Here is a 25,668-nt window from a genome sequence, read left to right as displayed (position 1 = left end):
GTACAGTTCTTTGCAGTATGGGCGACAATCAGCCGATAACCGGAGCCATGTTCTGCACAAAAGGCATCAGCTCGGCGTGGGCCGGCGTTTCAACATTCATGTCCAACTGCTGCTTGGCATCCAGATAATGCTGGCTGAATACATCGAAGTAAGCGTCCAGGGCCGATGCCGCGTCTGTATCCCCCGCCAGATCCAGGCACAGCGCAGCCACTTCGGCGGTGCACAAGTGCTCGCTGCGGGTCGAACGGCGCAAGCGGTACCGGGAGAGTTTCTCCGGGAGCAGGCTGAGAATTGGCAACCGGTCAAAGTAAGGACTTTTGCGAAAAATCTTCCGCGCTTCGGTCCAGGTGGCGTCCAGCAAGATGAACAGCGGGCGCTTGTCGCTATCGGCCGCGACGCTGTTGGTCACGCGCTCGGGTTCGACGTATTCGCCCGGAAACACCAGGTAGGGCTGCCACTGCGGGTCGGCCAGCAGGTCCAGCAGTTGTTGATCGACTTCGGTGCGCGACCAAATGAATGCATGGTTATCGCGGACCACGTCCGCAATCAGCCAGCCAGTGTTGCTCGGTTTGAACACTTCCTTATTGGTCATGATCAGGCACACGCCGGAGCGGGCCTCGACCTGCGGGCGCCAGGCGCACAGGCAATGGCTCTCGATCACGCGGCAGGCACGGCAACGCGGTGCCCTCCAGCCTCGGGCCTGAATTGGCTTGATGCCTTCCTCCTCGCGCTCATCGCGCAAGCGGGCCACGGCATTCGCCGCGAAGCGTGGGGTTTCAAGGTTCATCGCAGGCAACGCCGACAGAAAGAGAAAATCGACACAAAAAACACTCGGCAAGGCAGAAAGTGCCGGCAGTTTATCAGAGCGGCCGGCGCAAGCCTGTACCGTCCGGGCCCGCTCACCTATAATTCGCCGCCACTGAACGCACAGTCATGTGACGGGTCGAAACCACCAGTCACTGAACCAGGAGAGTTTCATGCTGCGCCTTATCGTTCCCACCGCTGCCATTTTGCTGGCGTCGTCCTTCAGCGCTCAGGCTGCTTCCTTGAGTGAGCAGAACCTCAACAGAGAGCTGCGAAACGTCGCCGTACAAAGCAGCGTCGGCACACCTCGGGCGATCAACGAAGACATTCTCGATCAGGGCTACACCGTCGAAGGCAATACGTTGATCAACCACTTGAGCGTGCAAAGCAGCCACGCCGACAAGATGCGTGCCGATCCAAAAGCCGTGTATTTCCAGCTGGGCGCCTCTGTCTGCAACAACCCATCGTTCCGCAAACTGATGGCCAAGGGCGCGGTCATGCGTTATGACTTCACTGAAGTGAAGAGCAATCGCTCGGTCGGCTCCGCCAGCTATCAGGAATCGGACTGCCCGAAAGCGGCCCCGGCCAAGAAGAAGTAATCATCGGGAATTGGCGCGCCGCTGTTCATCCTCGGCGCGCAGTTCTGCCAGCAAAGCCTGCAAATAACGCGAACGGCGCTCACCACCGCCCAGACGTCGGCAGCACTCCTCTTCAAGACTCAAATGATTGGTCTCGGCTGACGACTTCAACAATCGATACAGTTGCGCATCGATCTCCAGAATCAATCTGGTCATGGTTTCCCGCCTCCCTGCACACTCAAATCCCTGAACCGCTATCACTTTGCGTACTGCCTTTGACGCAAAGTTGTCGTGTCACACCTGTAACTTAGTAAATCAGAGCCACGGCCACCGGGCTTGCGTTCAGACGAGCGGTGAAACCACCTTGCAAATCGTCAATAAGCGGTTGCCAGGAAAGACTTTGCGGCGCAATGATCAACCCAGCGCAAATCACCGTGAAGGTCTAGATTCAGAGTAGTCCTGTTCACTTTTGAGGGTGGGAAAGGGGCCGCCCGTTACGTGTCTTGTTGTGCGAATGTTTCTTTCATCCAAGGGAAAAACAGAGCCTGTATGGATGACCCGATTGCTATTCGGGTCAAGTGGAGCGCCCAGGCAAGGGCTTGGGCAGACAGCGACACAAGGGGTGTCGCGGCACTGACGACTGTTTTGTCGGGGCCAAGGGTTCTGTGCATAAGGAGAAGTTGAATGCCTTACCAACCGAATGACCTCCTAAGCCGTCATTTTGAAGAAAGCGGCCACGACCTCACCAGCAAGGTCGAAGAGCAACTCAACCTGGTTTCCCCCAACAGCCCCAACATCCCGATTTACCGCGACATGATCCTGACCGTGCTGCGCATGGCCCAGGAAGATCACAACCGCTGGAACGCCAAGATCACCCTGCAGGCCCTGCGCGAACTGGAGCACGCGTTCCGAGTGCTGGAACAGTTCAAGGGCCGACGCAAAGTCACTGTTTTCGGCTCGGCCCGCACGCCGATCGAACATCCGCTGTATGGCATGGCCCGGGAACTGGGCGCCGCGTTGGCGCGCTCGGACCTTATGGTCATCACCGGCGCCGGTGGCGGCATCATGGCGGCCGCCCACGAAGGTGCCGGCCTGGAACATAGCCTGGGGTTCAATATCACCCTGCCCTTCGAGCAGCATGCCAACCCTACTGTCCAGGGCACCACCAACCTGCTGTCCTTCCACTTCTTCTTTACCCGCAAGCTGTTCTTCGTCAAGGAAGCCGACGCGCTGGTTCTGTGCCCGGGCGGTTTCGGTACGCTGGACGAAGCATTGGAAGTACTCACACTGATCCAGACCGGCAAAAGCCCGTTGGTGCCGGTGGTGTTGCTGGATACGCCGGGCGGTACGTTCTGGCAAGGCGCGCTGGACTTCATCCACCATCAATTGGAGGAAAACCGCTACATCCTGCCCACTGACATGAAGCTGGTAAGCCTGGTCTATAGCGCCGAAGAGGCGGTGGAGCAGATCAACCAGTTCTACAGCAACTTCCACTCCAGCCGCTGGCTCAAGCATCAGTTCGTGATTCGCATGAATCATCAACTCAGCGACGGAGCGCTCGAACACATGCAGACGGCTTTCGCCGACCTGTGCCTGAGCGACCACTTCCATCAGCATGTCTATAGCGGCGAGGAGCACGATGAGCCGCAGTTCAGCCATCTGGCGCGACTCGCCTTCACCTTCAATGCCCGTGATCATGGGCGTCTGCGGGAATTGGTGGACTACATCAACCTCCCGGAAAACTGGGCACAACCCAAACCCCAGGCGCAACAGCGCACGCGGGAGCCGTCCAAGGTGACGTAAACAAAAGGCAAAAAAAACACGGCCCGCTATCGAAATAGCGGGCCGTTTTTATTTAATCGTCCATCCCTCGACCGCTGAACAAGCGGTTGATCATCTCCATGGAAAACCCCCGATAAGCCAGGAAGCGCCCTTGCTTGGCACGTTCGCGCATGTCTATCGGTAAATGCCCGGCAAATTTGCGCCGCCAGGTGTCTTCCAGTTGTTCCTGCCAGCTGATTCCGCTCTCGCGCAAGGCGAGCTCGATATCGTTACGTTGCAGGCCACGCTGGCTCAGTTCTTCGCGAATGCGCAAAGGCCCATAGCCGGAACGCGCACGATAGGAAACGAAGCTTTCGAGGTAGCGGGATTCGGACAACAGGCCCTCTTCCGTCAACCGGTCGAGTGCTGTGTCGATCATCTCAGGGAGAGCGCCGCGCTGACGCAGTTTACGCGTCAGCTCGACTCGACCGTGCTCGCGTCGTGCGAGCAGGTCCATTGCGGTTCGCCGCACCGCGACGAGTGTATCGAGTACGGCGGTCATCGGATCAATCAGATATCAGCGTCAGCCAGGTCATCAGCAGTCTGTTTGACTGGCGATGCTTTGACGTCCGGTGCTGGGGTCAGCAGTTTGTCACGCAGCTGCTTCTCGAGCTTCGCGGCGATTTCCGGATTGTCTGCCAGGAACTTGGCCGAGTTGGCCTTGCCCTGACCGATCTTGGTGCCTTCATAGGCGTACCAGGCACCGGACTTCTCGACGAAACCGTGCAGCACACCCAGGTCGATCATCTCGCCGTTGAGGTAGATGCCCTTGCCGTAAAGAATCTGGAACTCGGCCTGACGGAACGGCGAAGCCACCTTGTTCTTCACAACCTTGACGCGGGTTTCGCTACCGACAACCTCGTCACCTTCTTTCACCGCGCCAGTGCGGCGGATGTCCAGACGAACCGAAGCATAGAACTTCAGCGCGTTACCACCGGTGGTGGTTTCCGGGCTGCCGAACATCACACCGATTTTCATACGGATCTGGTTGATGAAGATAACCAGGCAGTTGGCGTTCTTGATGTTACCGGTGATCTTACGCAGCGCCTGAGACATCAGACGGGCTTGCAGGCCCACGTGCATGTCACCCATTTCGCCTTCGATCTCGGCCTTTGGCACCAGGGCGGCTACGGAGTCGACGATGATCACGTCAACCGCGTTGGAACGCACCAGCATGTCGGTGATTTCCAGGGCCTGTTCGCCGGTGTCCGGCTGGGAAACCAGCAGGTCGTCGACGTTGACGCCCAGTTTGCCGGCGTACTCAGGGTCGAGGGCGTGTTCGGCGTCGACGAATGCGCAGGTCGCACCGGCTTTTTGAGCCTGGGCGATCACGGACAATGTCAGCGTGGTTTTACCGGAGGATTCAGGACCGTAGATTTCAACGATACGGCCTTTTGGCAGACCGCCAATGCCGAGCGCGATATCCAGACCCAGAGAGCCAGTGGAGATAGCCGGGATCGCCTGACGGTCCTGATCGCCCATACGCATTACGGCACCCTTGCCGAATTGACGTTCGATCTGACCCAGGGCCGCAGCCAAGGCTTTCTTCTTGTTGTCGTCCATTAAAGTCCTCACGTAATCAATAAGGCCTGACGGCCAACACCTGTATAAGTAGCCAGTATTATTCCACAGCGTTTCAGGATCGCCTACCCCTGATTTGAGATTTCTCCAACGGCATGGCGCAGCAGCCCCTCTAGCGCGGCCTTCACCGTTTGTCGGCGGACCTCGTCGCGGTTGCCGGGGAAGTGCTGGACCTCGCTAAACACTGCCTCCCCGACGCCCCAGGCCAGCCAGACCGTGCCCACCGGCTTGCTCGGGGAACCGCCATCCGGCCCCGCGACACCGCTGACCGCGACCGCAAACCGCGCGTGGCTTTTATCCTGTGCGCCACGCACCATGGCCTCGACCACCTCGCGACTGACTGCCCCCACCGTCTCGAACAACCCCTCGGGTACATTCAGTTGCAGGGTTTTCTGGCGGTTGGAGTACGTCACGTAACCGGCCTCGAACCACGCCGAGCTCCCGGGAATACGGGTGATCGCTTCGGCGATGCCGCCACCAGTGCAAGACTCGGCAGTGGTGACGTGAGCATTGAGAACCTGCAAGCGTCTGCCAAGTTCAGCGGCCAGCTGGGTGATTTCTTTCACGGTCCTCTCCTGATCGGGCTGAATGGAACCACCGTACACGAGCCAATCGCGCTGGCAAGACACAGAACCGATCAAAATGTTAGCGAGCCAGGGCGCTGATATAAGCCTGACAGGCCTGCAAGGCAATCAATCCGCGATCGCCGGCATCGGTGATGGCGATAATTCGTTGAGCATGCGCCGGGTCAAGTCGGGCTCGCGGGGCGCCATGATCCACGCCGCCGGTGCCGGAGGCGGCTGGCATTGCACAGGTTGCGGCAACGTCATTGGCATCGAGGTGGACTGACAGGCGCACATCAGCAGTGGCAAGACGATCGCGCAGGCGACCTTGATCACGTTGGGCATCGCTTAGCGCTCGATAATGGGTTTGTTCACTGGCCGACAATCGTTGTTCCAGGCCAAGACGCTTGTCCTGCTCAGCCTGTTGTTGCGTCGCGGCTGCCTGGGTTAGCTGGTTCAGCGTCTCGGCGTGCAACCTGGCCTGTTCCGCGAGTTGCCGGCCGTAACGCCAGTCCTGAACCTGCCAGGCCAGCACCGCCGAAAAACCCGCTAACACAACAATGCCGATCACCCGCCACGACATCAGACTGAAGGCTGGCATAGCACCGCCCTCGCCCGCGCCCAGAGTTGCAGGCGATCTTCGAGCCCGTTCAACCCACCGTTGATCCGCCGGGTGATGCTGTTGAACTGGTCGCGGTCGGCCAGTTCATTCAGACCGTTTTGCTCCCAGAACCAGGCGGCAGACTCGGCGGCCCATTGCGGTTGTTCCAGCAATTCAGGCAGCGACAGCAGACGTTCATCGCCAAACAGGCCAAGGCTGCACTGGCGGTAGTTAGTGTGCCCGGTAATCTGAATCAGGCCACGGCCACGGTACTTTTGGCCGTCACCGTCGGCTTCTGGCGTGTTGCCCAAACGCAATGCCAGGGTGCCGGTGTCGTATTTGCTCAGGTACTGGTTGTTGCCCAGTTCACGCACGTACTGCAACTGCCCCGACTCGTGGCCGACTTGCGCGAGGAACGCGGCGATGCGTTTCGGGGCGTTGATGTTGCGGTGGGTCATGGCGGTATTGAGGGCGGAAATGAAAACGCCCGCTTGGGAGCGGGCGTCAGGGAATATTTGTTGGAGCTGAGATGAAGTGATGGGCATGGGTCATGTTCCATTGGCCGGTGTTTTTAACCAGGTCGGCTCCAGAGGTTTACTGGAGTCTTTTGGAAAGTTGGCGGACGAGGGCCAGTCACGCAAGTCCTGCCGATAGTCCAGCAATTCATGGTACTGATCGCTGCTCAAGGTCATCGGGGTGCCGGCTGCTTGCTCATCGCGATCTCGGTCGACCAGCCATTGGCTGGCGGCCAACGCTTGATCCCGCCAGTTTCGGGCAACTTTCGCTGCCTGCGGAGCGTCCTCCAGCATGGCAGGTAGCGGCACGCCACCGCTCGCCAGCCATTGCTGGTATTCATCCCAGAAACGGTGATGAAGAGGAACGGTCGCGCCATCTGGCAGACGGATGACAGTGTCCGGGTCTTTAGTCAGTTGATAGCTCATAAGAAAAACCTCCTTAAAGTTCGGCGTCGGCGGTGGCGTGGATGTAGTAAGTCTGAGTAATCAGACCGGTATCGGAGTTATCCACCCAGACGCCGCGAGTCGAAGCACCGAGTGTTCGAGCATTCCCCGACGACACTTCATCACTTCCCGAACGCCATTGCCCTGCGCTTCCTTTCGGCGTTGTGGCGTACAAACTGAAACTTGGAATAGCTCTCTTCTCGACCTTGAAAGTCCACTGAGCCAAGGGCTGCGAGGCGAACCCCGTTTGCCCCTGTTTGACTGTGGATAACAGTGCACCGTAAGGACCTGCCATGTTTCCCGGAGGCAGATCCTGACTGTAGGTTTTTTCAAAGTAACGCTGACACATCATCAACTCATCGCCAGGACTACGCAGTTCGAACGGCGTCGACACTCGCCCCTCTTCCAACTGGATTTGCGCCAGGTCGATGACTTGCAAAACATTCAAAGGCAGGTCGAAGGACAACCGCAGAAAGTCATTACCACTACTTCCCAGTGTCTTACCCGCCAAGGAAGGTACTTGAATCGTTGCACTGTATCGGGACCACGAAGTCTTTAGTTGAAAGCTACCCACCGGCGTCACCGTATCCGCACTACCGCCCACGCCGAAATACTGTGCGATCGTCACATTCAGCTGACGCGCCATGTCGGCCTTGGCCCAGAACGTCAACGTCGCGGTTTTTCCCGCCAAGGTCCTGACCGATTCGATCGCCTGGGAGATTTTATGGACATTGGCGCCCACTCCCGCAGTGATTTGCTGCCAACGCATAAAGTACCGGGGCTCATTGGGTACCTCGGTCTGGCCCAACGCAAAATTCTGCCTGGAAATATTCACCCCGGCGTTCCCGTTCCAGTCGCAACGAAAACGGTCAGCGATATAGGCCCCCGTGTAAGGTCCCAAGTTAGCTGTCCCACGCTGCCAGATATCGAAGTTGCCGTTAATCAGCAGGTTTTTGCGATAAACCTGCACGGGGAAATTCTGCTGCGGGTCGAGTTTCGCCAACTCTTTGATAGCCAGGCTCAACTGATCATTTTGGTTTTCGGAAGGCGTCAGACCGGCAGCGTTGATGGCATTGACGATTTCCTTGGTGACGGCGTTACCCCACGAGGCAGGAATCAGGGAACCGGGAGTTCCGGCGACCGGGTTTTCATCGACAAATTGGCCGTTGACCAGCCCCGCACTGGTGACGCTTCTTGGATAGTCCATTTTAGCTACTCTGATTATTGGGCTTCATGCCGTCACTGGGTCGAACCTGGAACTTGCGGCCAGTCGATCTCTGTCGGAAAGTTGGTTTGCTGTTCAAGACGATTCAACTCAACGCTGTAGAGCTTCCACTCCATCAGTGCCAACTGCTCATCGTGAGAGGCGTCGCCGATATCTTCGGCATATTGAAGTGGGGCGATACGTAGAACCGCGTCACTCAGCAGCTTGTCGCGCTTGGCCAGGACCAGCGTTTTTAAGTCAGCCAGCCGAGCTGCATCGTCAAGTTTCCAGGTGTTATCACGCCAGGTGTAGTAGTCGCCCGGCCATGGCTCGACGGTAAAGTCTTCGGGCAACTCGCCGAGTTCATTCCAAACCTGCTGAGCACCGCCATCTTTGCAGTAAACCAGGCCACGACGATCAATCACTTCGCGCGGAACGTTATTGATCAGCGCCCAGGTACGGCCCTGCTCCAGTGGAGGTAACTCAAATGAAAGTTCCACGGCGTTACTGGGCAGTTGAATACCGATGCCCGGCGTCACGAAAAACTCCACGGGCCCGGACAAGGCACCCGCGTTATCAATCAGATAATTAAACATGGGCACCTCAGATAAGTTTGATGCGACCGGGATAGGCGATGTTGCGCGGGCGTGTAACGCCACCGTGATTCATCAATTCAGAGTCGGGCAACTGCGCCACGGGAGGAGGCGGTGCTATGTATTTGATGGTTGCCCCTGCGTAGTCCGTATAAGCCGCCCCATCAAGTCCCAGCAAAGTCTTTTGGCTATTGATATTCGAGGCAAACAGGATGTTGTCACCTATACCGTTATCGCCCTGTACCAATGAACCCTTTTGCCATGAGCCCGGAGCGCGGCCTGGATCGACATCACGTCCCTCACTCAGCAAGCGAAGAAACTCGCCTCGCGCTTCAGGCGTTCGGAAGGTCGTCGAACCATCTCCTGGCGTCCACGCTCCACCGCGGTCGGCTTCTGAGCGCAACATGCCTGATTGCTGTGCGTGATCCCAAAGCCACGGCCAATCGGCGCGATTGAGCACAGATCCATTGAGAGCGCCGTATCCTCCGGGCATAACTGCCGTGGTAGTTTCAAAAACAGCCCGTCCCAACGTTGTCCCGTCATACCGGCCAACAGGCCACCAGCTACCCGCAGCATCACTGCGCAGATGCCACCAATCGCCCGCGCCCATCAATACAAAAAACGGATAACCGCCCGCATTCAGATGGGTGTGGAACTTGATGGAGTCTGTTTCCGAACACCGAACAACCAACCGATTACCACTGTTCTCCAAACGCCGCACGATCACATCACGAACACCCAAACCTGCGCTTATCGCCGGCAGGGTGACAGTGGCGGCTGCGGCGCTCGCATCAACCAACACCAGGCCGAGTTCTTCTGCCGCCAGCACTTTGGATGCTGCTACTCGAGTGATCAACGAACGCATCGGGCTGGTCACGCCAATGATCGCCTGGATCGCCTTGAGCAACTGACCGTTGTCTGCTTCCGACGGCGCCATTCCTGCGCCAGCAACCACACTCAAAATCTCTTGCGTAACCGAATTGCCCCACACCGCAGGAATCAGTGATCCTGGCGTACCGGCCACCGGGTTTTCGTCGACAAAACGGCCATTCACCAGCCCGATACTGGGAATGCTTCTTGGATAATCCATGGTTCTGCTCCCTGTAAAAAACATCTGCATGGCCATTGGCACTACGGCAATGCAGGTCATGTTTGAATAAAAACAAAAACGCCCACGGTGAGTGGGCGTTGGGTTTGGCGGATATTTCGAATGAACTAGCCAGCGAAGTCGCTCACCACTGCACGTATGGCGGTAATCGCGTCATCACTGACTTGATTGGCGAGATCGGTTTTACCCTTGGTGATATGAACTTTGATTTGTTGTTTCGCCTTCAAGCGAAGGGTTCGAAAGGTCAGCAGGCTCTCGTTGAATTGAGTAGCTTTGGCAATGATCTGATCGGCTGCCTGTCTGGCAGTCCGGCCTTTAACCACCCAGGCCGACACCGACAGTGGCACCGCTTTTTTCGGATACCCCTCGTCCACAAAGGCCTGGGCGTCAGCGGCAGCTTGTGCGTATTCCATTGCTCGCAACGGATCGCCTGCAATGACTTTTCGCGCATCGTCTGCCGCCGCATCAATCCTGGCGCTCAGGCGTTCGCCTTCCTGTTGTTGGGAGACCGAAACATTCAAGGCGTCGACAACCCACTGTTCACCGTTCCATTCATGATCTGGCGAGGGTTTGGCCGGACGAAGTTCATCTTCGTACTGATGAAGTTCCTGGATAACGATCATCGAATGAGCTCCCACGAAAAGTGGACGTTAACCGCAGAGGAAAAGTTGATTGCGATGCCGTTTGTGTAATCCGGTTGAGAAAAGGTTTTGATCCCCATCGAGAGCAATAACTCATCACTGGTGGCATTGCCGGCGTTGTACGTATGTTCAGCCTGATAAGACTGCCAAAGGGAACGCAGCTCCGAATGGTCAAAACTGGCGGTCAGGGTAGAAACCGTCGTGTCATTCACAACGTTGCTGGTAAAAATACAGGCCGCCGCGCCGACAACTCCCCAACCATCCCAGCCGCTAGCCCCTGTGCTGACTGGCGATAGGTAGGAGTAATTGCCTCCCATCCATCCGCCAGGCGCAAACGCTACCGTCGTGATAAGTGATGGATGTGGCGTCGGGTTACCCACAACAAGGCGTGCGGCACGGGCGTGAGGATCAAGAGGAAGGTAGACCACGCCGCTCCCATTGACGGTCTGTGTCCAGGACAACCGGCTTCGGTTGTAAATCAACCGAACGATTGGCGTGGAGCCCGGTGCTGCGGTTACGATCCAGGCGAGGCAAATGTCCAGCGGTGTGGACTGGAATCCGCCACCCGCAACACCATTCCCAGTACCTTTCAAACCCTCGGGAACGACGTCGTACGGGAGACCGCGCTGCATGTAACACGTCAATACGTCGCCAATCACCTGGGCCCTGAGAAAGTAGCTTGAACTGGGCAACAAATCCGTGCTGCTCCAGGCTTGCGTCGTGAACGTACGCGACCGCCCCAACTGCCCGGCCACCACTTCCTGACCGATGCTGACAAACACCCCCGCAGGGATCGAGACTTTCCCGCCACTGGTAGCCGCCGCAATCGGCGTCACCGGCAATCGTCCGTCTGCGGTGGCCACGGTAGCGGGTGGCAACGAGGCAATCGGTAATGCCGAATCGAGGTTCCAGCCCTTGGCCGTAACGCTCTTGATGGCCTGCAGCAACTGATCGAACTTCGTCTCATCCGGAGCCAAATCCCCGGCCTTGATCACGTTCACAATCTCCTGCGTCACCCCATTGCCCCAACTCGCCGGAATCAACGACCCCGGCGTGCCCGTCAGCGGGTTTTCATCGACAAACTTGCCATTCACCAATCCGGCGCTGGGCACTTTCGTTGGAAAATCCATCTCTCTACTCCCTAGTCATAATTGATGTGCACCTTGGTATGCGCCGGTGCGCTGCGATGGATCAGGCATTCCAGGGCCGAGCCCGGATTCATGCCAAACCGCTCGCCCCAGTAACTGGCGCCGAAACGCCTGCCCAGCAGCAAGCGGCCACCGGTGTTAAGCGTCCACATGAACTGCGCCTGCCAAGTGCCGAAATGCGCCGCGCCGAAGCGTGAGCGGCCCATGCGCGGGGCTTCGAGTTCGGTGATGGTGGCGTTGGGATACCCCTGTCCCTTGGCGATTTCGATGTAATAGCCCACGGCCTGGCTGCCCACCGCCAGCAGACGGCGGCGAACGGCCAGGCGACGGTCATCGAACAAGGGCGTGGCGCCCAGGCACGGATCAGGCAGGTTCATCACCCGCTCCCAATCGGGCACCAGTTCGCTGACGCCGGCCGGGTCCATTTCGTTGAGCAGGTCGGCGGCGCGAGCGTCGAGTCGGGCCAGTTCCTGGGCAACGCCTTCGAGCACTTCCTCCAGTTCCGGAACCCGTTCGGGGTCCCAGGCCGGGCCGCTGGGCAGCAGGCTGCGCAGTTGCGCGTGGTATTGCGCGGCGGTTCTTAGCCCCCCCATACGCAACCTCCGAAGGTCAGCAATTGGTTGATGTCAGCATCGACATTGGCGATAGGCGCGGTCAGTGTGTGGTCGCTTTCGCCCATGGCGCTGCTGATCGCTTCGCGGATATGACTGATCAACAAGGTGTCGCCCAGGCCGGCTTCACGGTTATGCAGGTCACGCAGTTGCGCTTCAACGGCGGCTCGCACGGCGGTGGTATCGGGGGTCAGGGTCAGTCTGTAGGTGACCGGGACCTGCACGGGCGGCAACACATGCAACTCGGCGGTGACCGGGCGCAACGGTTCGATATAGGCCTGGACTTCAGCCAGTTGCGCGGCATTCGGCACTGGCTGCGGATCGTCATCGCGCATGATGTACAGGTTGACGATGCCCAGCTTCGAGTAGGTGCTGCGACACCAGGCACGGGTCACGCCGGGGCATTCCAGGGCCCAGGTTTCATAGTCTTGCGCCGAGCCGCCGTGGGGGATGATCCGATAGGAACTGATCACCCGGGAGCGCAGGGATTCCAGGCTTTCCCGGGCGACACCACCGATAAGGCCCGGCGCCAGCACCGTGAAGCTATTACCGACAATCCCCAGGATCGGCTGCACCGGGATCAGGCTCATGCCAGCATCAGCATTGCCCAGACTGCCAGCATCGAGCGCGGCGATGGTGGTGGTGTTGAGTCCGTTGCTGGTGGTACGCGAAGCGGTCACCTTGTACGTGCGGCCATCGCTCGATTGCAGCAGCGTATCGACGTCCAGCACAGCGCCGGCGCTGGCGGTAAAGCTGACGTTACCGCTGGCGGCTTGCGCGGCTTTGCGCGGTTGGTTCAGCCGCAGTGCGGCGATCCGCTCCAGGGTCGACTCCTCGGCTTTGTCCGGGAGGATCTGCTCGGCGATCCAGTCCAGGTAGCCGTACAGGCCATAGGCGGCACCACCGAGGGTTCGGGCCAGCATTTGCGCATCGGACTGGCGCAGCGAATCGCTGGCCAGGTCGCTTTGGGTGCGCTTGATCAGCACCGGCAGCGAAGGGGTTTCAAACGGCATAGATCACCTGCCAACTGTTATCAGGATTGATGTCCAGGCGCTCGCCATCGGCCAGGGTCAGGACCGTGCGCAGGTTCAGGCGCTGGGCGTCGAGGCGTTCGCTGATGATGTCGATGGCGCTGCAGTGGCCGTCGTCGATCAGCCATTGCAGGGCTTCGCGGGCATAGAATTCAGCGTCCATCTGCGTTTGCCGGGTCAGCTTGACCCGGCGCAGCAGCCACAGCCGCGAGCCGATGCGGTCATCGGCGACGGTGGGAAAAGTGTCGCCCCACCAGCCGAAGCGTTCCTCGTCATCGAGGGCATCGTCATCGGCGGCGCGGCGCCAGGTAAACAGGCTGATCAGCACCGACCGGGTCAGTGCGGCGTGGAGGTTCTGGCTGATAAACATCACTGACCTCCTGCCGGCACGCCGGTTTGGCCACTGCCCGCTTGAACGCCGACGTGCACGTGCTTGATCTGGCTGATGCCGCCCGCGATCTGGTCGCCCTGGGACACGATCTTGCCGGTCTGGGTCAGGGTCGGTGTGTCGATGTTCACGGCGGTGCTGGCGCGGATGTTCAGGGTCGCGGTCTGGATGTCGATAATCCGCCCGCGCTTGAAATGAATCTTGTCGCCTTCGTCGGTGTAGATCGCGACTTCGCCGACGGCCAGGGACTGGAGGCGATAACGACGGTCGGCGACCACCAGGACGATGGCGTGGGAACGGTCACCGCCCAAAAAAGTGGCGATGCCCTCGGCGCCGGCCAGCGGGTTGCTGGTAAAACCGTAGGGTTCGAAGTGCTCCATGTCGTCGTTCACTTCACCGGCGGTGAGGCGCATTTGCAGCGATTGCAGCTTGGTGGCCGAGTTGGCGAGCACGACAGTGCCGCGCGCCAGGAGGCGTGTCAGTAGGCTCATTGGGTTTCCTTCAAGGATCAGGCTGAATGCGATCAAGTGTGGGAGCGGGCTTGCTCGCGAATGCGGTGGGTCAGTCGATATCGTCGGTGGAGGTGAGGCCGTCATCGCGAGCAAGCTCGCTCCCACAATTGATCGGGGTTGCCGCAGCATTGGTGCACACAGGAGATCTCCTGTGGGAGCGAGCTTGCTCGCGATGGCGGTGGGTCAGGCAACATGAGTGTTGAATGTTCAACCGCATTCGCAAGCAGGCTCGCTCCCACAATTGATCGGCGTCGTTCACGGCATTGGTGTGCACAGGAGATTCCCTGTGGGAGCGGGCTTGCTGGCGAATGCAGTGGGTCAGGCAATATTTGTTTCAACTGACACGCCCCCTTCGCGAGCAAGCCCGCTCCCACAGTTTTCGGTGTCAGGCTCAGGTTTTCTTGGGTGGTATCGGGTTGGCGTCGAAGGTGTGCGGCGGAGCGACTTGCAGGGTGGTGACCGAGCCCTGTGCCGACAGCGAATACGTCACTTTGGAGATCAGCATGTCTTCATCAAATCCGAGCACCGGGTCCTTGACCCGCACCAGGGTGTTGTGACGCCACAAATCGCCGTTGGATTGCCGCCAGCCTTGTACCTGATAGGTGGTCGCCAGCGCCCGGCCCATACGGGTGGCGCTTTCCCAGGTGGCCCGCTGCTGCGCCAGTTCGAACGTCAGTTGCGTACCCTCATTGATCACGGTGGTGCGCCGACGCTTGAAGCTCAGGTCCGCCGCAACCGCTTCAACTTCACTGACTGCCGCCCCGCTCTTGGTGTCGGTCCCTTTGTGCTGACCAATCACCCGATATTCAGAGAACACCTGGCTGTAATCCATTGGCGCGTTGGCCGAGAGAATGTTCTTGCCCAGTTCCAGCACATCGCTGGCCCGCCCACCGCTGCCCGGCCGGGCCAGCACCAACCGTCCCTGGGCGTCGTCGGTGGAAAACACCCGGAACAGCGACAGTAAACGGTCGATGGATTGAAACACTGTTTCCCCAGGCACAATGGTGTGACTGCTGAGCCGAGAGGTCTCGGCAATTTCGCTGACCACGTACACGCTGTAGTTCATCGCCAGCGCTTCGACGATGCTCAGCAACGACTGACCGTGCCATTGGTTCGGGCGGTTAGTCGCCGCGCAATCCACCAGGTCCTGAGTGTTTGAACTGCCTTCGATGCTCAGGCTGATCTGCCGCCCGTCATAGCTGATCGGGGCCTTGAACACGTAACCGGTGAGCACCAGATCCTTGCCGATGCGCACCTCGCAATTGTCCCCGGCCTTGATCCGCTGATCCACGGTCTGCCCCGGCCATTGCCAGGTAATGTTGAGTTTGAAGGTGCGGAACTGACGCTCCAGGTCCGCACTGATTTCCACGCTTTTCCAGCCACCGTACTCCATCCCGCCGACCGTCAGCGTGACGCGATTATCCAACTCGCTCATGGCTCACTCCCTGGAGACTTTCACTTCGATCGGTGCGAATCCCGGATGGGAAATACCGTTGCTTTGGGTCACTTCGGTGACCCGCGTCGCATCGGCAAATTGCTTGTAGGCCACGACCAGGGCTGGAAGGCTTTCCTGGAACGACTTGCTGACCTGTCGCACACCGGAGGACGCCACCGCTTTGAGGTGTGCGATCAACGCCTGTTTAACATCGTCGATGGCTTGGTAGTGCGCGGGCCCCGCCTTGTCCAGCATCGGGTTGATCGCCGCGGCCAGGGCCTTTTGCAACACTTGCAGATCGTTGATGACCGGCACTTCCTGACGGCTGACCGGTTGCGCCGCCTGCTGCTCCAGCGACGGAGTCGACGGTGTCTTCACCGGTTTTGTGGCCACCGGCATCGAGGCCACCCATTGCGCCACTTTGACCAACAGCGTGTCCTGCACCAGATCGGCCATGGCCTGCGCCGCGGCGGTGGTGTCCTTGCCAGTGGTGAGCTTCGGCGCGTCTGCCTTGCGGATGGCTTCGAGCTGTTGGGAGACGTCGGCAATCACGCCACGATAACCCTCCTTCGCGAAGTCCTTGAGCGATTTGATGTCGCCCAGCAAGCCCTTGAATTCCGCCGCCACTTCCTTGGGTAACTCCTTGACCGCCTTGACCAGTTCGGTGATCTGGCGGTATTGCTCGATCAGCGGTTTGAGCTGTTCCTTGATCACGTCATAAACACCGGTGAGGCTGTTGCGCAGATTGGCGATGCCGATCCGCGCAGCCTTGATCAGGATCATCGCCTGTTCAAAACGCGCTACCGCCGAACCCAATAGGGTGTCGGCTTTCGCCAGCAGCACCTTTTGCGTACTGACCGTCGCGGTCGGAAACGGCAGCGGTTCATCGGGGTAAAACTTCAGCGTAAAGGTCACCAACCCGCCGTCCTGGCGGGTGTGGGTCATGTCGCATTCGCCGACCTTGACCTGCAACCGTCCCAGCCACGGATGCACCAGTTCGCCACTGCCCTGCTCCAGCGCCTTGAGCAGTTTGTCGCGCTGCTCCAGGCAATCGGGGCCGACAATGAATGCCGTCAGGTCGTGAATCTTCGCCTGTTGGCCAAGGTTCTCGAAAAACGGCAGATCGCGTTGCGGGTACTCGTGCAACTGGCCCTTTTTGCCGACCGGGGTTTTCGCCTGATCGATCCAGAAACCGACACCTCGAAAGGACGCCGGCAATAAACGGTCACGCCAGCTCATTGGAACCTCCAAGCGAAAGTGAGCGGTAGCCAATGCGCGAGTTGAGCGCCAGCCCCGGTTGATTCGTTTGCGGTTGATCGGTGCGCAGGCCGGCCGGCGCATTTTCGAAGCGCACGGTCAGGCCGCCTTCGAGTTGCGTACGGTTGTTGGCGGCGCTTTGCTGGATCAGCGCGCTGGAGTTTTGTGTCAGGGAACCCGTCAGCATCGACGGTTGTTGCGGCAAGCCGCCGGGCGCTAATTCTGTCGTCGACGACGGCTCGGTACGGGCGCCAAAGAACGCCGGCGCCAGTTCGCCCTTGCCTTGGGCATTGGTTTTCTTCTGCGCCTCGGCCAAGCCTTCGACCTTGCCAGTGACGTTGGCGATCACCCCCGCGAAGCCGCCTTCGAACAATTCCTTGATCGGCGCGATGACATCCTGGAGCTTTTCCCACAGACCGCTGAACCACTCGGTGATCGGTTCCCAGTTCTTGATGATTTGCCCCAGCGGCGACCATTCGAACATCCCGTGCAGGAACTCCAGCGCCGGCGCGGCCAATGCTTGCACCACGCCCCACAGCGCCGAAAACACTTCGCCGATCGGTTGCCAGTTGGCTGCAATCTGCGCCATCGGCGACCACTCGAACACGCTACTGAAGAAATCCTTGACCACTTGCGCTGCGGTTTGCAAAGCGGCCCACAGCGGATCGAAGAACGCACTGATGGCGCCCCAGTTGTTGATGATCATCCCCAGCGGCGAGTAATCGAACAGCGTACCGAAGAAATCCTTGATGGCCTGGGCCGCCGGTTGCAGCGCCGTCCAGATCGAACTGAAGAAACCGGTGATGGCCCCCCAGTTGTTGATGATCATGCCCAGCGGCGTCCAGTCGAACACACCTTTGAGAAAATCGATCACCGGCACCGTCAGGGCCTTGAGCAACTCCCAGATCGCCGAGAACAAACCGGTCAACCCGGCCCAGTTGTCGATGATCATCCCGTAGGGCGTCCACGAAAACGCCGTTTTCAGGTAGCCCACCACCGTCGCGGTGACGGCTTTGAGGGTGTCCCAGATACCGGAGAAGAACCCGGTAATCGGACCCCAATTGGCAATCACCATGCCGAGCGGCGTCGAGTTGAACACCGTGCTCAGCACCGCCATTGCCTGCGAGGCGGCGTTTTTGATGCCTTCCCAGACGTTGCCAAAGAACGCTGAAATTGGCGTCCAGTTGGCAATGATCAAACCGGCGGTCAGGGCGATACCCATTGCAATCAGCATGATGGGACTGGTCTTCATCACCGTGTTCATCAGGTCAAAAACCTGGGTCGCCCCGGTCACGGCGGTTTGCATCGCCGAGAAGGCGATGGCGCCCAGCGCCAACGTCTCGACCAGTTTAGGGTTGTCGGCGACCAGGCGCCCTACTCCCGTCAGCAAGGGCTCCAGACTCACCACCAGGGTGGCGACCGCCGGTGCCAACGCGGCGTCGATGGAGGTCGACACCTTGGCCATCGACTCGCTGAAAATATTCATGCTTTGCGCGGCACTCTCGGGCGCGCCCGGCAGATCGACAGCCTTGGCCGATTCACTGACCTCGGCTAATTTGCCCTTGAACGCATCGGACGCCTTGATCCCGTCCACGAACGGCGTGATCACGCTACCGCCCTTGAACAAGCCGCTGATATCCAGCTTGCCAAGGCCGGCCTGTTCGAGGTTTTTCCTGAAGCTGTCGACCTTGGAAACAAGGCCGGCCAGCTTGGGTGACAGTTCATCGATGCCGGTCAACAACACCGATTTTTTTAGCGTTTCTGTGTCTGCCATCACTGCACCTGCTGCATCGCATTGATCCGTTGCGCGTGCTCCAGGGATTCCCGGAGCACATCCAGTGGCCTGGCCATCATCTGTTCGGGGTCAACCTTCCAGAACCAGGCCAGGTCATAGGCGACTGCGATCAGGTCGGTGATGGCTCCGACGCCGCACTCATGAAAAAACTCGCGACGGCCCAGCTCAGCGCGTTGAGGTCAGCCAGGTCCAACTGGTTGACCGACGACGGTGGAATGCCGGCGCAGACCGCGATGTATTTAGCCGCGACGTCCATGTCCAGGCTGACTTCTTCGCTCTTGTCGATCTTGTACGGCAGCGCCTTGATCGCCCGCACTTCCTGCACCGTCGGACGGCGCAGGTTGAGTTCGGTCAAAGGCTCGCCGTGGGCTTCGATCGCAACCTGAAGCTTCACGGCGCCGCTCATTGCCAGGTCCCCTTCACACCGTTGAACACCAGCGAGATCGAGGCGTCATCGCCCTTGGACGCCGGTTCATCGACCAGGTAGGCGCCGGCCAGCACGTAGACTTTGCCGTTGCTGAATTCGCAGGTGACGGTCATATCGACGCCCGCCACCAGTTGCTTGAGCGGGAAGTCCGAGGTGTGCAGCGCGGTCACTTTGAACGACGGCGCGATGTCGGTTTCCTTGTAGAAACCCGGTACGACGGTTTCGCGTTTGGTGGACATCAGTGGCGCTTCGCAGCCGCCATTGATGGTCAGTTGAGCGCCGTCCACTTTGACGTAGCAGGTGCCCGCAATCAGTTGACCCATGGTGTTTCTCCTTCAAATAAAAAGCCCACGCGAGGTGGGCTGAATCACACAGTCAAACGCGGTTTTTAAGCGGCGTCGTCGTACTGCAGACGGAATTGGTTGAGCAGTGCGAACACGCGCAGGCCGTTGATGTAATCCGGCGGGAACAGCACGTTCACACGGCTCGGGTCCTGCACATCGCGCTCGACAATCAGGTGCTCGGCGAACAGCTCGGCGTTTTCCACGTGGCCTTCCAGTTCGAGCTTGGCGTACTGGGCAATCAGCTCACCGCGAATGGTGCTCGGGGTGACGATCGGCTGGCCGGCGCCAAAACGGGTGCCGTCGGAGGCCAGTTTGTGGCGCCCGTATTTGCTGGTGATCACGCTTTGCAGACGACGCACGATGAACGCCGACTGGTGCATGGTTTCGCTGTCCAGGTAGGAGTTATCGGCCTGGCCGTAAGCGTTCTTCTGATAGGTGGTGATCGAACGCTGAATGCGCACGTAGCCGCCTTCGTAGTACGCGGTGGCGATGCCGTAGTTGAGCAACGACTGACGCTCGGTCAGGGTGAAACGCTCGCTGGCCGGCGCCGGGTCGAGACCTGGCAGGCTGCCGCTTTGGGTCGGACGGCTGGCATCGGCGGAGATGAACACCGAGGTGCGCGCGGCCAATGCAGCGGCCTGGACCCAGAACGGTTGCGGTACACCCGGTTCTAGCGCCTGGATAGTCATGTGCTGATCGTTGCGCGCCTGGCCTGCGGCGACCAAGGTGCCGATGGTGCCGCGCTTGGCGCTGTAGACGTGACCGAACAATTGCTTGGCCCAGGACCAACGACCGATGCTGTCATCCATGACGGCTTGCCAGGTGTTGAGGGTCGACAGGTCGGAGAACGGCATGCAGATGAACTCGAACGGCTCATCGCCCAGCGCCGCTACGGCAGCGAGCTGATCCGGTACACCGGCGCCGCCGGTCATGGCAGTAACGGCCGAAGTCAGGCCAGCCGGGGTTTCTTCGCCGTTGCTCTTGCCCAGGCGATTGAATTGCAGGCTGATGTCATTGCCGCTGTCGCCGGTCCATTTGGCGCTCAGGGTCACGATGCCTTCGACCGCAGCAGCGCTGACTGGCAGATCCGCAGCAGCGTTGATTTTCAATGCCAGCGCAGTGGCTGCCTGAGCCGCCGTAGCGCCGTTGACGATGGCCGCTTGAACGCGAACGCCGCCGACGTACAGGTTGAGCACACCGCTCTGGGTCGCGGTACCGGTCAGGGTCAACACGCCTTTGGCGATGCTGCCTTCGGTGTTGTGCAGCGGCAGGCACCAGATCTCGCCGATCGGGTCGGTCTTGCGCCAGGTTTCGTACATCGAGGCGAGCATCGAGCCTTGGCCGCCAATGCTTTTGGCCAGCGCAACGCTGGACACCAGCACCAGTTTGCCGGCGTCGGCCGGGGCGATGTTGTCGTTGACCTGAGCGACGATCAAACGGCGCATGGCCGACGACGCGCTATTGGCCGCCGAATTGTCCATCTCGGCGTAGAACAGCGGAACACGAATGTCCGCGGGGATGTTGCTGAATCCGATCGCCATTATTTGGCTCCCTGTGGTTTGGCCGCTTTCACGGCTTTGGTAGTGATATCGCCATCGGCCAGACGACGACGCCACCAGGCGTTGTCCGGCACTTCACGGCCCTCGAGGGGCAACAGATCGCCCGCTTCCGGGTCCGGCACGACACGGCCTGGGGCCGGCAGCACGGTGATGCGTTTGCTCATGGGGTTACATCTCCAGAGAAAGTCAGTTCCAGGCGCCCGTCGGGGCCTGGGCGTTTCAGATTGGGGTCCGCCGGGGCGATGGCATCGACCCGCACGGTGACCCCGGTAAAGGACGACAAACCGTCCAGTTCACGCTCGTGCCAGCTCTCTGCCGGTTGGTTTGGCAGATTGCGGCCGAGCTGGAATTCGGCGAAAAAGCGCAGGCGATACAACGCGCGACTGGCGTTGATGGAAAGCAATTCACCACCGTCGTACTCGATGGCGTCGTAGTCCGTGCCAGGCTTGAAACCCACCAGTGCGCGCCACAGTTCGGCGCGCAAGTCGTGCAACAGATCCAGCGCTTTTGTCGCGTCGGTGGTGTCGAGCACAAGCGTCACTTCGAAGGTGTCGCGGATCGGTTGCAGGGCCAGGTTTTGCGCGAGGCTTTTGCTCGCCACATCGGCGAGGGGAACGATGTAGGCGCATGGGGTAGTGAGTGGGGTGTTGGCTTGCAAGGTGGTGAGGTCGATGCCGGCCGCGATGCGATTGGCCAGGGTTGGGCATTGCTCACGCAACTGCGTGAGGATCGGAGTGATCTTCATGAGGGCGCTCCAGAATCGAAGGAAATTAAATGCGGAGGAATTACTGCGACGGGTCCAGGCAATGCGCTGTAACGACGCATCGATAGCTTTCCTTGCGGGTGCCACTGGCCGTCAGATTGTTGATCGACCATCGGCCCTGCATGATCCGGGGCCAACTGGTATCCAGCCGAATAACCCCTTCGGCCGCCAAGTCCGGATGCCCAGGGCAAGTAATCGTCAGCGTGTAAGCCTCGCGCTCCAGCCGACGTAACTCACCCTCGACGGCAGCCTTGGCCTGGTCTTCATTCTGGAAACGCCGCGGGAATGTCTGGAACGGCTTGATACCCAGGTGAAACTTACGCTCCTTGCCGGCCGCCGCGTCCCACCAAGTGGCGATACATCCCTTGTATTTCGATCGGGCCTTTTCATCGATAGTGGCGCTGATGAAAGCCTGGTCGCCTGGCCGATTGTCCTTTGTCACAGAGAGCAACACTTCGGTTACAGGCTTCCCGGAAATCGACGTCAGTTGACCACGCAAGGCCAGCACATACAGGCCATTCACCGGTTTAGTGACGGCGCCATACGTGGTCGCGAGCCGGGTCAGAAAGCCCATGTCCGTTTCGTTGCACTGGTCGATATGATCAATTTTTTTCGTCTCCAGCGGCGGTGCCACACGCGGTGAAAATCCATGTTTCATGGTCAGCTCGCGAAATAGCGCGCCGAGTGTCGTGGGGCCATAGCTGGCTGATCGGCGTTGCATGAAGTCTGTTTCATCGTGCTCGCTGAAAGGCGCCGACATGGCGACAAGCGACAACTGCAAGGGATACAAATAAGGGGTGCGCTGGGTGATGACAAACACACCCTTGTCCACCAGTCCCGACTCTTTGTAACCGACCCGAAAGCCGATCCTGCCCCCCAGGCTGGGCAGTCCCTCCAGCCCTTCAAGATCGATGAGAAGTTTGATCTGGTCGGACTGGATCCCGGAAGCATCGATATGCTCCCATTGGACTAACCGCTCATTGAGCAGCGCAGCATTAGCCCCGTAGATTTCCACGGCAGGTGTAAATCCAAGCGTCATACGTCCTCCTTAATCCCAGGCCGACACGGGCGCAGTCGCCGTCGTCTGCGTGATCATCTCGGGCAGTACCACCCAGATCCCCGCCGGCAAAACCGCGCCCTGTTCGGCCAGGGTCGGATTGAGTTGCCAAAGGGCTTCCTCAGCGGCATCGTCACTGCGGCCAAGCTCACGAAAGAGCAACAGGTTGACCGAATCGCCGGCAATACTCCGGACCCTACGCATGGATGAACTCCGTCAATTCGATTGCCCAGGCATTCAGCATCGCGGTCCCGTCATCAATGATCTCGCTCTGGGTTTCCGTCACAGAGGTAATCCGCCACAGACCCCAGTTGCGCCCGATACCGTCCACCAATGGCAGCGGCACACGTAGCGCCTGCAGCGCACGCAACTCGTCCAGCCGTTCCATGGCCACCGCATACATCGACTTGCCCGTGATGCTCAACGTCTCCAGGGCCTGTCCGACCTGACTGGATTTAGGCTTGCTGGTGAGGATGTTCAGATCCACCCAGCCCCCATCCGACTTACGAACCAGGCCGCTATAGGCGAAGTCTCTGGACAGGCCGAAAATGAAGCTGCCCAGGGCCATTTGCTGTCGCATCAAACACCTCCATCGGTCAGGGCCGCGTTACGTCGCGCGGCAAGTGGGTTGCCCATCATCATGGGTACGAATTGCGCCTGAATCGTTTGTGTGACCAGGTTGGCGATCTGCCTGGCCTGGGTCGGATCCTGGCCGGTGATGTGAATGACGGGGGCGAAGTTGATCTGCCGGTTATTCGCCTGTGCGCCGGCCAGGTTTTTGCTCACCTGGCCCGGTGGGTCGAGCCGGTCGACCGGTCTGCCGAGCTTCTCGCCCAGCCATGAACCGGCCTTATGACCCACCTCACTGCCCGCCACGCCGCCCACCACACCGCCGAGCAGCCCGCCGACGATGGTCATCACGCCCGGAAAGATGAACGTGCCAATCGCTGCGCCAGCCGCAGCCCCGGCGTAAGAACCCGTCAGCCCACCCGCCGCGGAGCCGAGGCCGCCGCCGACCATTCGGGCATCGTCCTTGCGTACCCCTTCGGCGACTTCAAGGCCGGCATCGACCAACATCAATGGGCGGGCCAGCGGACCCGCCACGCGGCCGATCCTGCTCCCTTGGCTAATCAAGCGCCGGCCAGAACTGGACATCAGGCCCGCCATCCTGCTGTTGGCGACGGAGGCAAGCGCCCGGGCTCGGGGCATCACTTCAGCCTGAACGGTTTGAAGCTTGGTCATTGCCAGACTGCCCAGCGCGGACGCTCGGGTCATCAATCTGCCGCCGAGACTGCCGGCTTTGGCACCACTACCGTTTCCTTTGCCGGCGCTGTTACCGCTTCCCCCGCCCAACCAGTCTTTGACCTTGTCGACGATTTTCACTCCCTTGAACGCCGCGGCGCCCACCAGGAGCGCGCCGGTCGCTACCGGGAATGCTTCGGCAAAACGGCTCAGGCCATCAATGGCCGCACCGGTCGGCGCCAACAGCGCATCGAACACCGGCAGCACCGTATTGCCGCTTGTGGTCTTGAGACGGTCCAACTGGGCGTTAAAAACATTCCAGTGCGATTGCGAACTGTCCGAGAGTTTCAGGGCCGATTGCTGGACCGCGCCCCGATCGTGCAGCTGCGACGTCGCATACTGTTTTTTGTTGGCGACCAGCGAAAAGGCGCGTCCGACTTCGCTCGTGTTCTGCAGCATTTGCAGGATCGGTCTGTCGACCGAGAACAACTGCGTGGCGAGCCCGGCTCGTTCCGCGGCGGGTTGCGCCTTCAGCGCCTCAAGTACTGAGACGATGGTTGCGGGTGCATCCTGTTGCATCCCGCCGGCCAGCGCCTTGGGGTCCAGCCCCAGTTGCGCCCAGGCGGCTTGCTGACCTGGCGTCGTCGCCTCTCCCCGCGCCAGCGTCGTGGTGATTTTCTCGAAGGCAACCCCGGCATCGGCCGGTTTAACGCCAGCATTGAGCAAGGCTGCCGAGAACGCAGCGGCTTGTTCGGGGGCCAACCCTGCGTTTGTCCCCGCGGCACCGTAGTTGGTGAGAATGGCGCCAATATCAGCCTCGGAAGCACTCATGCTATTGCCGAGCACGCTCGTGGCATCCGCCAGGTCCTGAGTCTGCAAACGATCGAGGTTCATTGAGGTGCGCCAGCCGATCAATAGCTCGGCGGCATCCTGGACCTGCAGCTTGAACGCCGACGCCGTGATCGCTGCATCGCGGGTGAACTCGACAATCGTGGCCTGTCGGGCAACCGTATCGACGTTGCCTTCTTTGTCGCGCTGGTCGTTGCCTACGCCGGCCTTGGCCGCGGTGTATTCGACCCTCGCCAAATCAACCGCCGTCGCCTTGCTCGGGGCCACCAGCCGCTCACTGGCCATTTTCTCGTTGGTGATCGCCAGTGCCTGGCGTTGATCGCCCTCGAAGCGAATCACCAACCCCAGCTCGGCCATGGCCGCATCCAGACTAATGGCAGGTATCAGGCGCTCATTCGGCGGATTGTCACCGCCCGAGCCCTTGGTCTTCTGCTCATCGCCAGGGCCTGAGCCGCCCATGGGAGCAGGCTTGTCATTCATCGCCTGCAACAGCGAACGCTGAGACGAGATCGTCGTATTGATCGATTCAAGCACCGCTCTGAGCCGGCCCTGCTCTGCCGACAAAGAGTTGATTTCCAGCCTGGTTTGCGCCAATGCCAGACTCAGCCCGGCAAACGCCTGATTTAAACCGGGCATTTGCTGACCAGCACCCGAAGCAGGCTGATGCGACCCGGCAGACGCATCAGGTGGCATCAGATCGGCGGTTTTGCTGGCGCCACTCAACGCCCAATCGCCTTGATTGACTGCTGTGAACTTGAGCGAATAGGTATCTTCTGCCATCTCGCCTCTACTCCTGT

At 59.7% G+C, this 25,668-nt stretch carries 31 protein-coding genes; 2 read left to right on the top strand and 29 right to left on the bottom strand.

Features of this window, described 5'->3' with window-relative positions:
• Nucleotides 1-28: 28 nt before the first annotated feature.
• A complete protein-coding gene (locus tag ACWIKB_RS08155; RefSeq protein WP_475266123.1) occupies nt 29-787 on the bottom strand; it encodes a tRNA-uridine aminocarboxypropyltransferase in 759 nt (252 codons plus the stop codon).
• A gap of 190 nt (nt 788-977) precedes the next feature.
• On the opposite strand from ACWIKB_RS08155, the gene ACWIKB_RS08150 reads away from it, so the two are divergent.
• A complete protein-coding gene (locus ACWIKB_RS08150) occupies nt 978-1,403 on the top strand; it encodes a PA3611 family quorum-sensing-regulated virulence factor (RefSeq protein ID WP_475266122.1) in 426 nt (141 codons plus the stop codon).
• Here the strand turns inward: ACWIKB_RS08150 and ACWIKB_RS08145 are convergent, their stop codons facing one another.
• Nucleotides 1,404-1,598, bottom strand: a complete 195-nt coding sequence (locus ACWIKB_RS08145; RefSeq protein ID WP_475266121.1) for a hypothetical protein — start codon at nt 1,596-1,598, stop codon at nt 1,404-1,406. It abuts the gene before it with no gap.
• 468 nt (nt 1,599-2,066) lie between these two features.
• On the opposite strand from ACWIKB_RS08145, the gene ACWIKB_RS08140 reads away from it, so the two are divergent.
• Nucleotides 2,067-3,185: an LOG family protein gene (locus ACWIKB_RS08140; RefSeq protein WP_403028006.1), complete on the top strand. Its 1,119-nt coding sequence runs from the start codon at nt 2,067-2,069 to the stop codon at nt 3,183-3,185.
• A 52-nt stretch (nt 3,186-3,237) separates the two neighbouring features.
• Here the strand turns inward: ACWIKB_RS08140 and recX are convergent, their stop codons facing one another.
• The 27 genes from recX to ACWIKB_RS08005 form a co-directional block, all read right to left on the bottom strand.
• Nucleotides 3,238-3,705 carry a recombination regulator RecX gene (gene recX, locus ACWIKB_RS08135; protein WP_475266120.1) on the bottom strand — a complete coding sequence of 156 codons (468 nt, stop codon included), beginning with the start codon at nt 3,703-3,705 and terminating at the stop codon, nt 3,238-3,240.
• A gap of 8 nt (nt 3,706-3,713) precedes the next feature.
• Nucleotides 3,714-4,766, bottom strand: a complete 1,053-nt coding sequence (recA, locus tag ACWIKB_RS08130) for a recombinase RecA (protein WP_475266119.1) — start codon at nt 4,764-4,766, stop codon at nt 3,714-3,716.
• An 83-nt stretch (nt 4,767-4,849) separates the two neighbouring features.
• A complete protein-coding gene (locus tag ACWIKB_RS08125) occupies nt 4,850-5,350 on the bottom strand; it encodes a CinA family protein (protein ID WP_475266118.1) in 501 nt (166 codons plus the stop codon).
• A 79-nt stretch (nt 5,351-5,429) separates the two neighbouring features.
• Nucleotides 5,430-5,948 carry a lysis system i-spanin subunit Rz gene (locus ACWIKB_RS08120; protein WP_475266117.1) on the bottom strand — a complete coding sequence of 173 codons (519 nt, stop codon included), beginning with the start codon at nt 5,946-5,948 and terminating at the stop codon, nt 5,430-5,432.
• Nucleotides 5,930-6,493 (bottom strand): glycoside hydrolase family 19 protein, encoded by a 564-nt coding sequence (locus tag ACWIKB_RS08115; RefSeq protein WP_475266116.1) that lies wholly within the window; start codon nt 6,491-6,493, stop codon nt 5,930-5,932. The genes ACWIKB_RS08120 and ACWIKB_RS08115 overlap by 19 nt, the downstream gene beginning before the upstream one ends.
• A 3-nt stretch (nt 6,494-6,496) precedes the next feature.
• A complete protein-coding gene (locus tag ACWIKB_RS08110) occupies nt 6,497-6,889 on the bottom strand; it encodes a phage tail assembly chaperone (protein ID WP_475266115.1) in 393 nt (130 codons plus the stop codon).
• A gap of 13 nt (nt 6,890-6,902) precedes the next feature.
• Complete coding sequence (locus ACWIKB_RS08105; RefSeq protein WP_475266114.1) at nt 6,903-8,114, bottom strand: carbohydrate-binding protein CenC; 1,212 nt, start codon at nt 8,112-8,114, stop codon at nt 6,903-6,905.
• Nucleotides 8,115-8,146: 32 nt separating this feature from the next.
• Nucleotides 8,147-8,707 carry a tail fiber assembly protein gene (locus ACWIKB_RS08100; protein ID WP_475266113.1) on the bottom strand — a complete coding sequence of 187 codons (561 nt, stop codon included), beginning with the start codon at nt 8,705-8,707 and terminating at the stop codon, nt 8,147-8,149.
• A 7-nt stretch (nt 8,708-8,714) separates the two neighbouring features.
• Nucleotides 8,715-9,794 carry a phage tail protein gene (locus ACWIKB_RS08095; RefSeq protein WP_475266112.1) on the bottom strand — a complete coding sequence of 360 codons (1,080 nt, stop codon included), beginning with the start codon at nt 9,792-9,794 and terminating at the stop codon, nt 8,715-8,717.
• A 125-nt stretch (nt 9,795-9,919) separates the two neighbouring features.
• On the bottom strand, nt 9,920-10,435 hold the full coding sequence (locus ACWIKB_RS08090) for a phage tail protein (protein WP_475266111.1): 516 nt from the start codon (nt 10,433-10,435) through the stop codon (nt 9,920-9,922).
• On the bottom strand, nt 10,432-11,583 hold the full coding sequence (locus tag ACWIKB_RS08085; RefSeq protein WP_475266110.1) for a phage tail protein: 1,152 nt from the start codon (nt 11,581-11,583) through the stop codon (nt 10,432-10,434). The genes ACWIKB_RS08090 and ACWIKB_RS08085 overlap by 4 nt, the downstream gene beginning before the upstream one ends.
• Before the next feature lie 11 nt (nt 11,584-11,594).
• Nucleotides 11,595-12,194: a YmfQ family protein gene (locus ACWIKB_RS08080; RefSeq protein WP_475266109.1), complete on the bottom strand. Its 600-nt coding sequence runs from the start codon at nt 12,192-12,194 to the stop codon at nt 11,595-11,597.
• Nucleotides 12,182-13,225, bottom strand: coding sequence for a baseplate J/gp47 family protein (locus ACWIKB_RS08075; RefSeq protein WP_475266108.1), 1,044 nt, complete (start codon nt 13,223-13,225; stop codon nt 12,182-12,184). The genes ACWIKB_RS08080 and ACWIKB_RS08075 overlap by 13 nt, the downstream gene beginning before the upstream one ends.
• Complete coding sequence (locus tag ACWIKB_RS08070) at nt 13,215-13,613, bottom strand: phage GP46 family protein (RefSeq protein WP_038979177.1); 399 nt, start codon at nt 13,611-13,613, stop codon at nt 13,215-13,217. The genes ACWIKB_RS08075 and ACWIKB_RS08070 overlap by 11 nt, the downstream gene beginning before the upstream one ends.
• Nucleotides 13,613-14,122: a phage baseplate assembly protein V gene (locus ACWIKB_RS08065; protein WP_475266107.1), complete on the bottom strand. Its 510-nt coding sequence runs from the start codon at nt 14,120-14,122 to the stop codon at nt 13,613-13,615. Before ACWIKB_RS08065 ends, ACWIKB_RS08070 begins: the two co-directional genes overlap by 1 nt.
• A gap of 412 nt (nt 14,123-14,534) precedes the next feature.
• Nucleotides 14,535-15,578 (bottom strand): phage baseplate assembly protein, encoded by a 1,044-nt coding sequence (locus tag ACWIKB_RS08060; protein WP_475266106.1) that lies wholly within the window; start codon nt 15,576-15,578, stop codon nt 14,535-14,537.
• A 3-nt stretch (nt 15,579-15,581) separates the two neighbouring features.
• Nucleotides 15,582-16,817: a DNA circularization protein gene (locus tag ACWIKB_RS08055; RefSeq protein ID WP_475266105.1), complete on the bottom strand. Its 1,236-nt coding sequence runs from the start codon at nt 16,815-16,817 to the stop codon at nt 15,582-15,584.
• The gene (locus ACWIKB_RS08050) at nt 16,804-18,609 is read right to left on the bottom strand and encodes a phage tail tape measure protein (RefSeq protein WP_475266104.1); all 1,806 of its coding nucleotides are present in this window, start codon (nt 18,607-18,609) and stop codon (nt 16,804-16,806) included. Before ACWIKB_RS08050 ends, ACWIKB_RS08055 begins: the two co-directional genes overlap by 14 nt.
• Before the next feature lie 130 nt (nt 18,610-18,739).
• Nucleotides 18,740-19,036 (bottom strand): phage tail assembly protein, encoded by a 297-nt coding sequence (locus ACWIKB_RS08045; RefSeq protein WP_054047093.1) that lies wholly within the window; start codon nt 19,034-19,036, stop codon nt 18,740-18,742.
• Nucleotides 19,033-19,380 carry a phage tail tube protein gene (locus ACWIKB_RS08040; protein ID WP_475266103.1) on the bottom strand — a complete coding sequence of 116 codons (348 nt, stop codon included), beginning with the start codon at nt 19,378-19,380 and terminating at the stop codon, nt 19,033-19,035. The genes ACWIKB_RS08045 and ACWIKB_RS08040 overlap by 4 nt, the downstream gene beginning before the upstream one ends.
• Before the next feature lie 65 nt (nt 19,381-19,445).
• A complete protein-coding gene (locus ACWIKB_RS08035) occupies nt 19,446-20,942 on the bottom strand; it encodes a phage tail sheath subtilisin-like domain-containing protein (protein ID WP_475266102.1) in 1,497 nt (498 codons plus the stop codon).
• Complete coding sequence (locus tag ACWIKB_RS08030; RefSeq protein WP_007907211.1) at nt 20,942-21,124, bottom strand: DUF2635 domain-containing protein; 183 nt, start codon at nt 21,122-21,124, stop codon at nt 20,942-20,944. Before ACWIKB_RS08030 ends, ACWIKB_RS08035 begins: the two co-directional genes overlap by 1 nt.
• Complete coding sequence (locus ACWIKB_RS08025; RefSeq protein ID WP_475266101.1) at nt 21,121-21,705, bottom strand: phage tail terminator protein; 585 nt, start codon at nt 21,703-21,705, stop codon at nt 21,121-21,123. The genes ACWIKB_RS08030 and ACWIKB_RS08025 overlap by 4 nt, the downstream gene beginning before the upstream one ends.
• Nucleotides 21,706-21,745: 40 nt before the next feature.
• Nucleotides 21,746-22,762 (bottom strand): phage late control D family protein, encoded by a 1,017-nt coding sequence (locus ACWIKB_RS08020; RefSeq protein ID WP_475266100.1) that lies wholly within the window; start codon nt 22,760-22,762, stop codon nt 21,746-21,748.
• A 9-nt stretch (nt 22,763-22,771) separates the two neighbouring features.
• The gene (locus ACWIKB_RS08015) at nt 22,772-22,984 is read right to left on the bottom strand and encodes a tail protein X (protein ID WP_475266099.1); all 213 of its coding nucleotides are present in this window, start codon (nt 22,982-22,984) and stop codon (nt 22,772-22,774) included.
• On the bottom strand, nt 22,977-23,360 hold the full coding sequence (locus tag ACWIKB_RS08010) for a phage tail protein (RefSeq protein ID WP_475266098.1): 384 nt from the start codon (nt 23,358-23,360) through the stop codon (nt 22,977-22,979). The genes ACWIKB_RS08015 and ACWIKB_RS08010 overlap by 8 nt, the downstream gene beginning before the upstream one ends.
• Entirely contained in the window at nt 23,360-25,651 is a 2,292-nt protein-coding gene (locus ACWIKB_RS08005; protein WP_475266097.1) for a phage tail tape measure protein, read from the bottom strand. The genes ACWIKB_RS08010 and ACWIKB_RS08005 overlap by 1 nt, the downstream gene beginning before the upstream one ends.
• Nucleotides 25,652-25,668: the final 17 nt, after the last annotated feature.

This window comes from Pseudomonas sp. 5Vm1k, from assembly GCF_056161485.1.
Note: the sequence above shows the minus strand (reverse complement) of the source record. Positions and strands in the feature narration are given on the sequence as shown.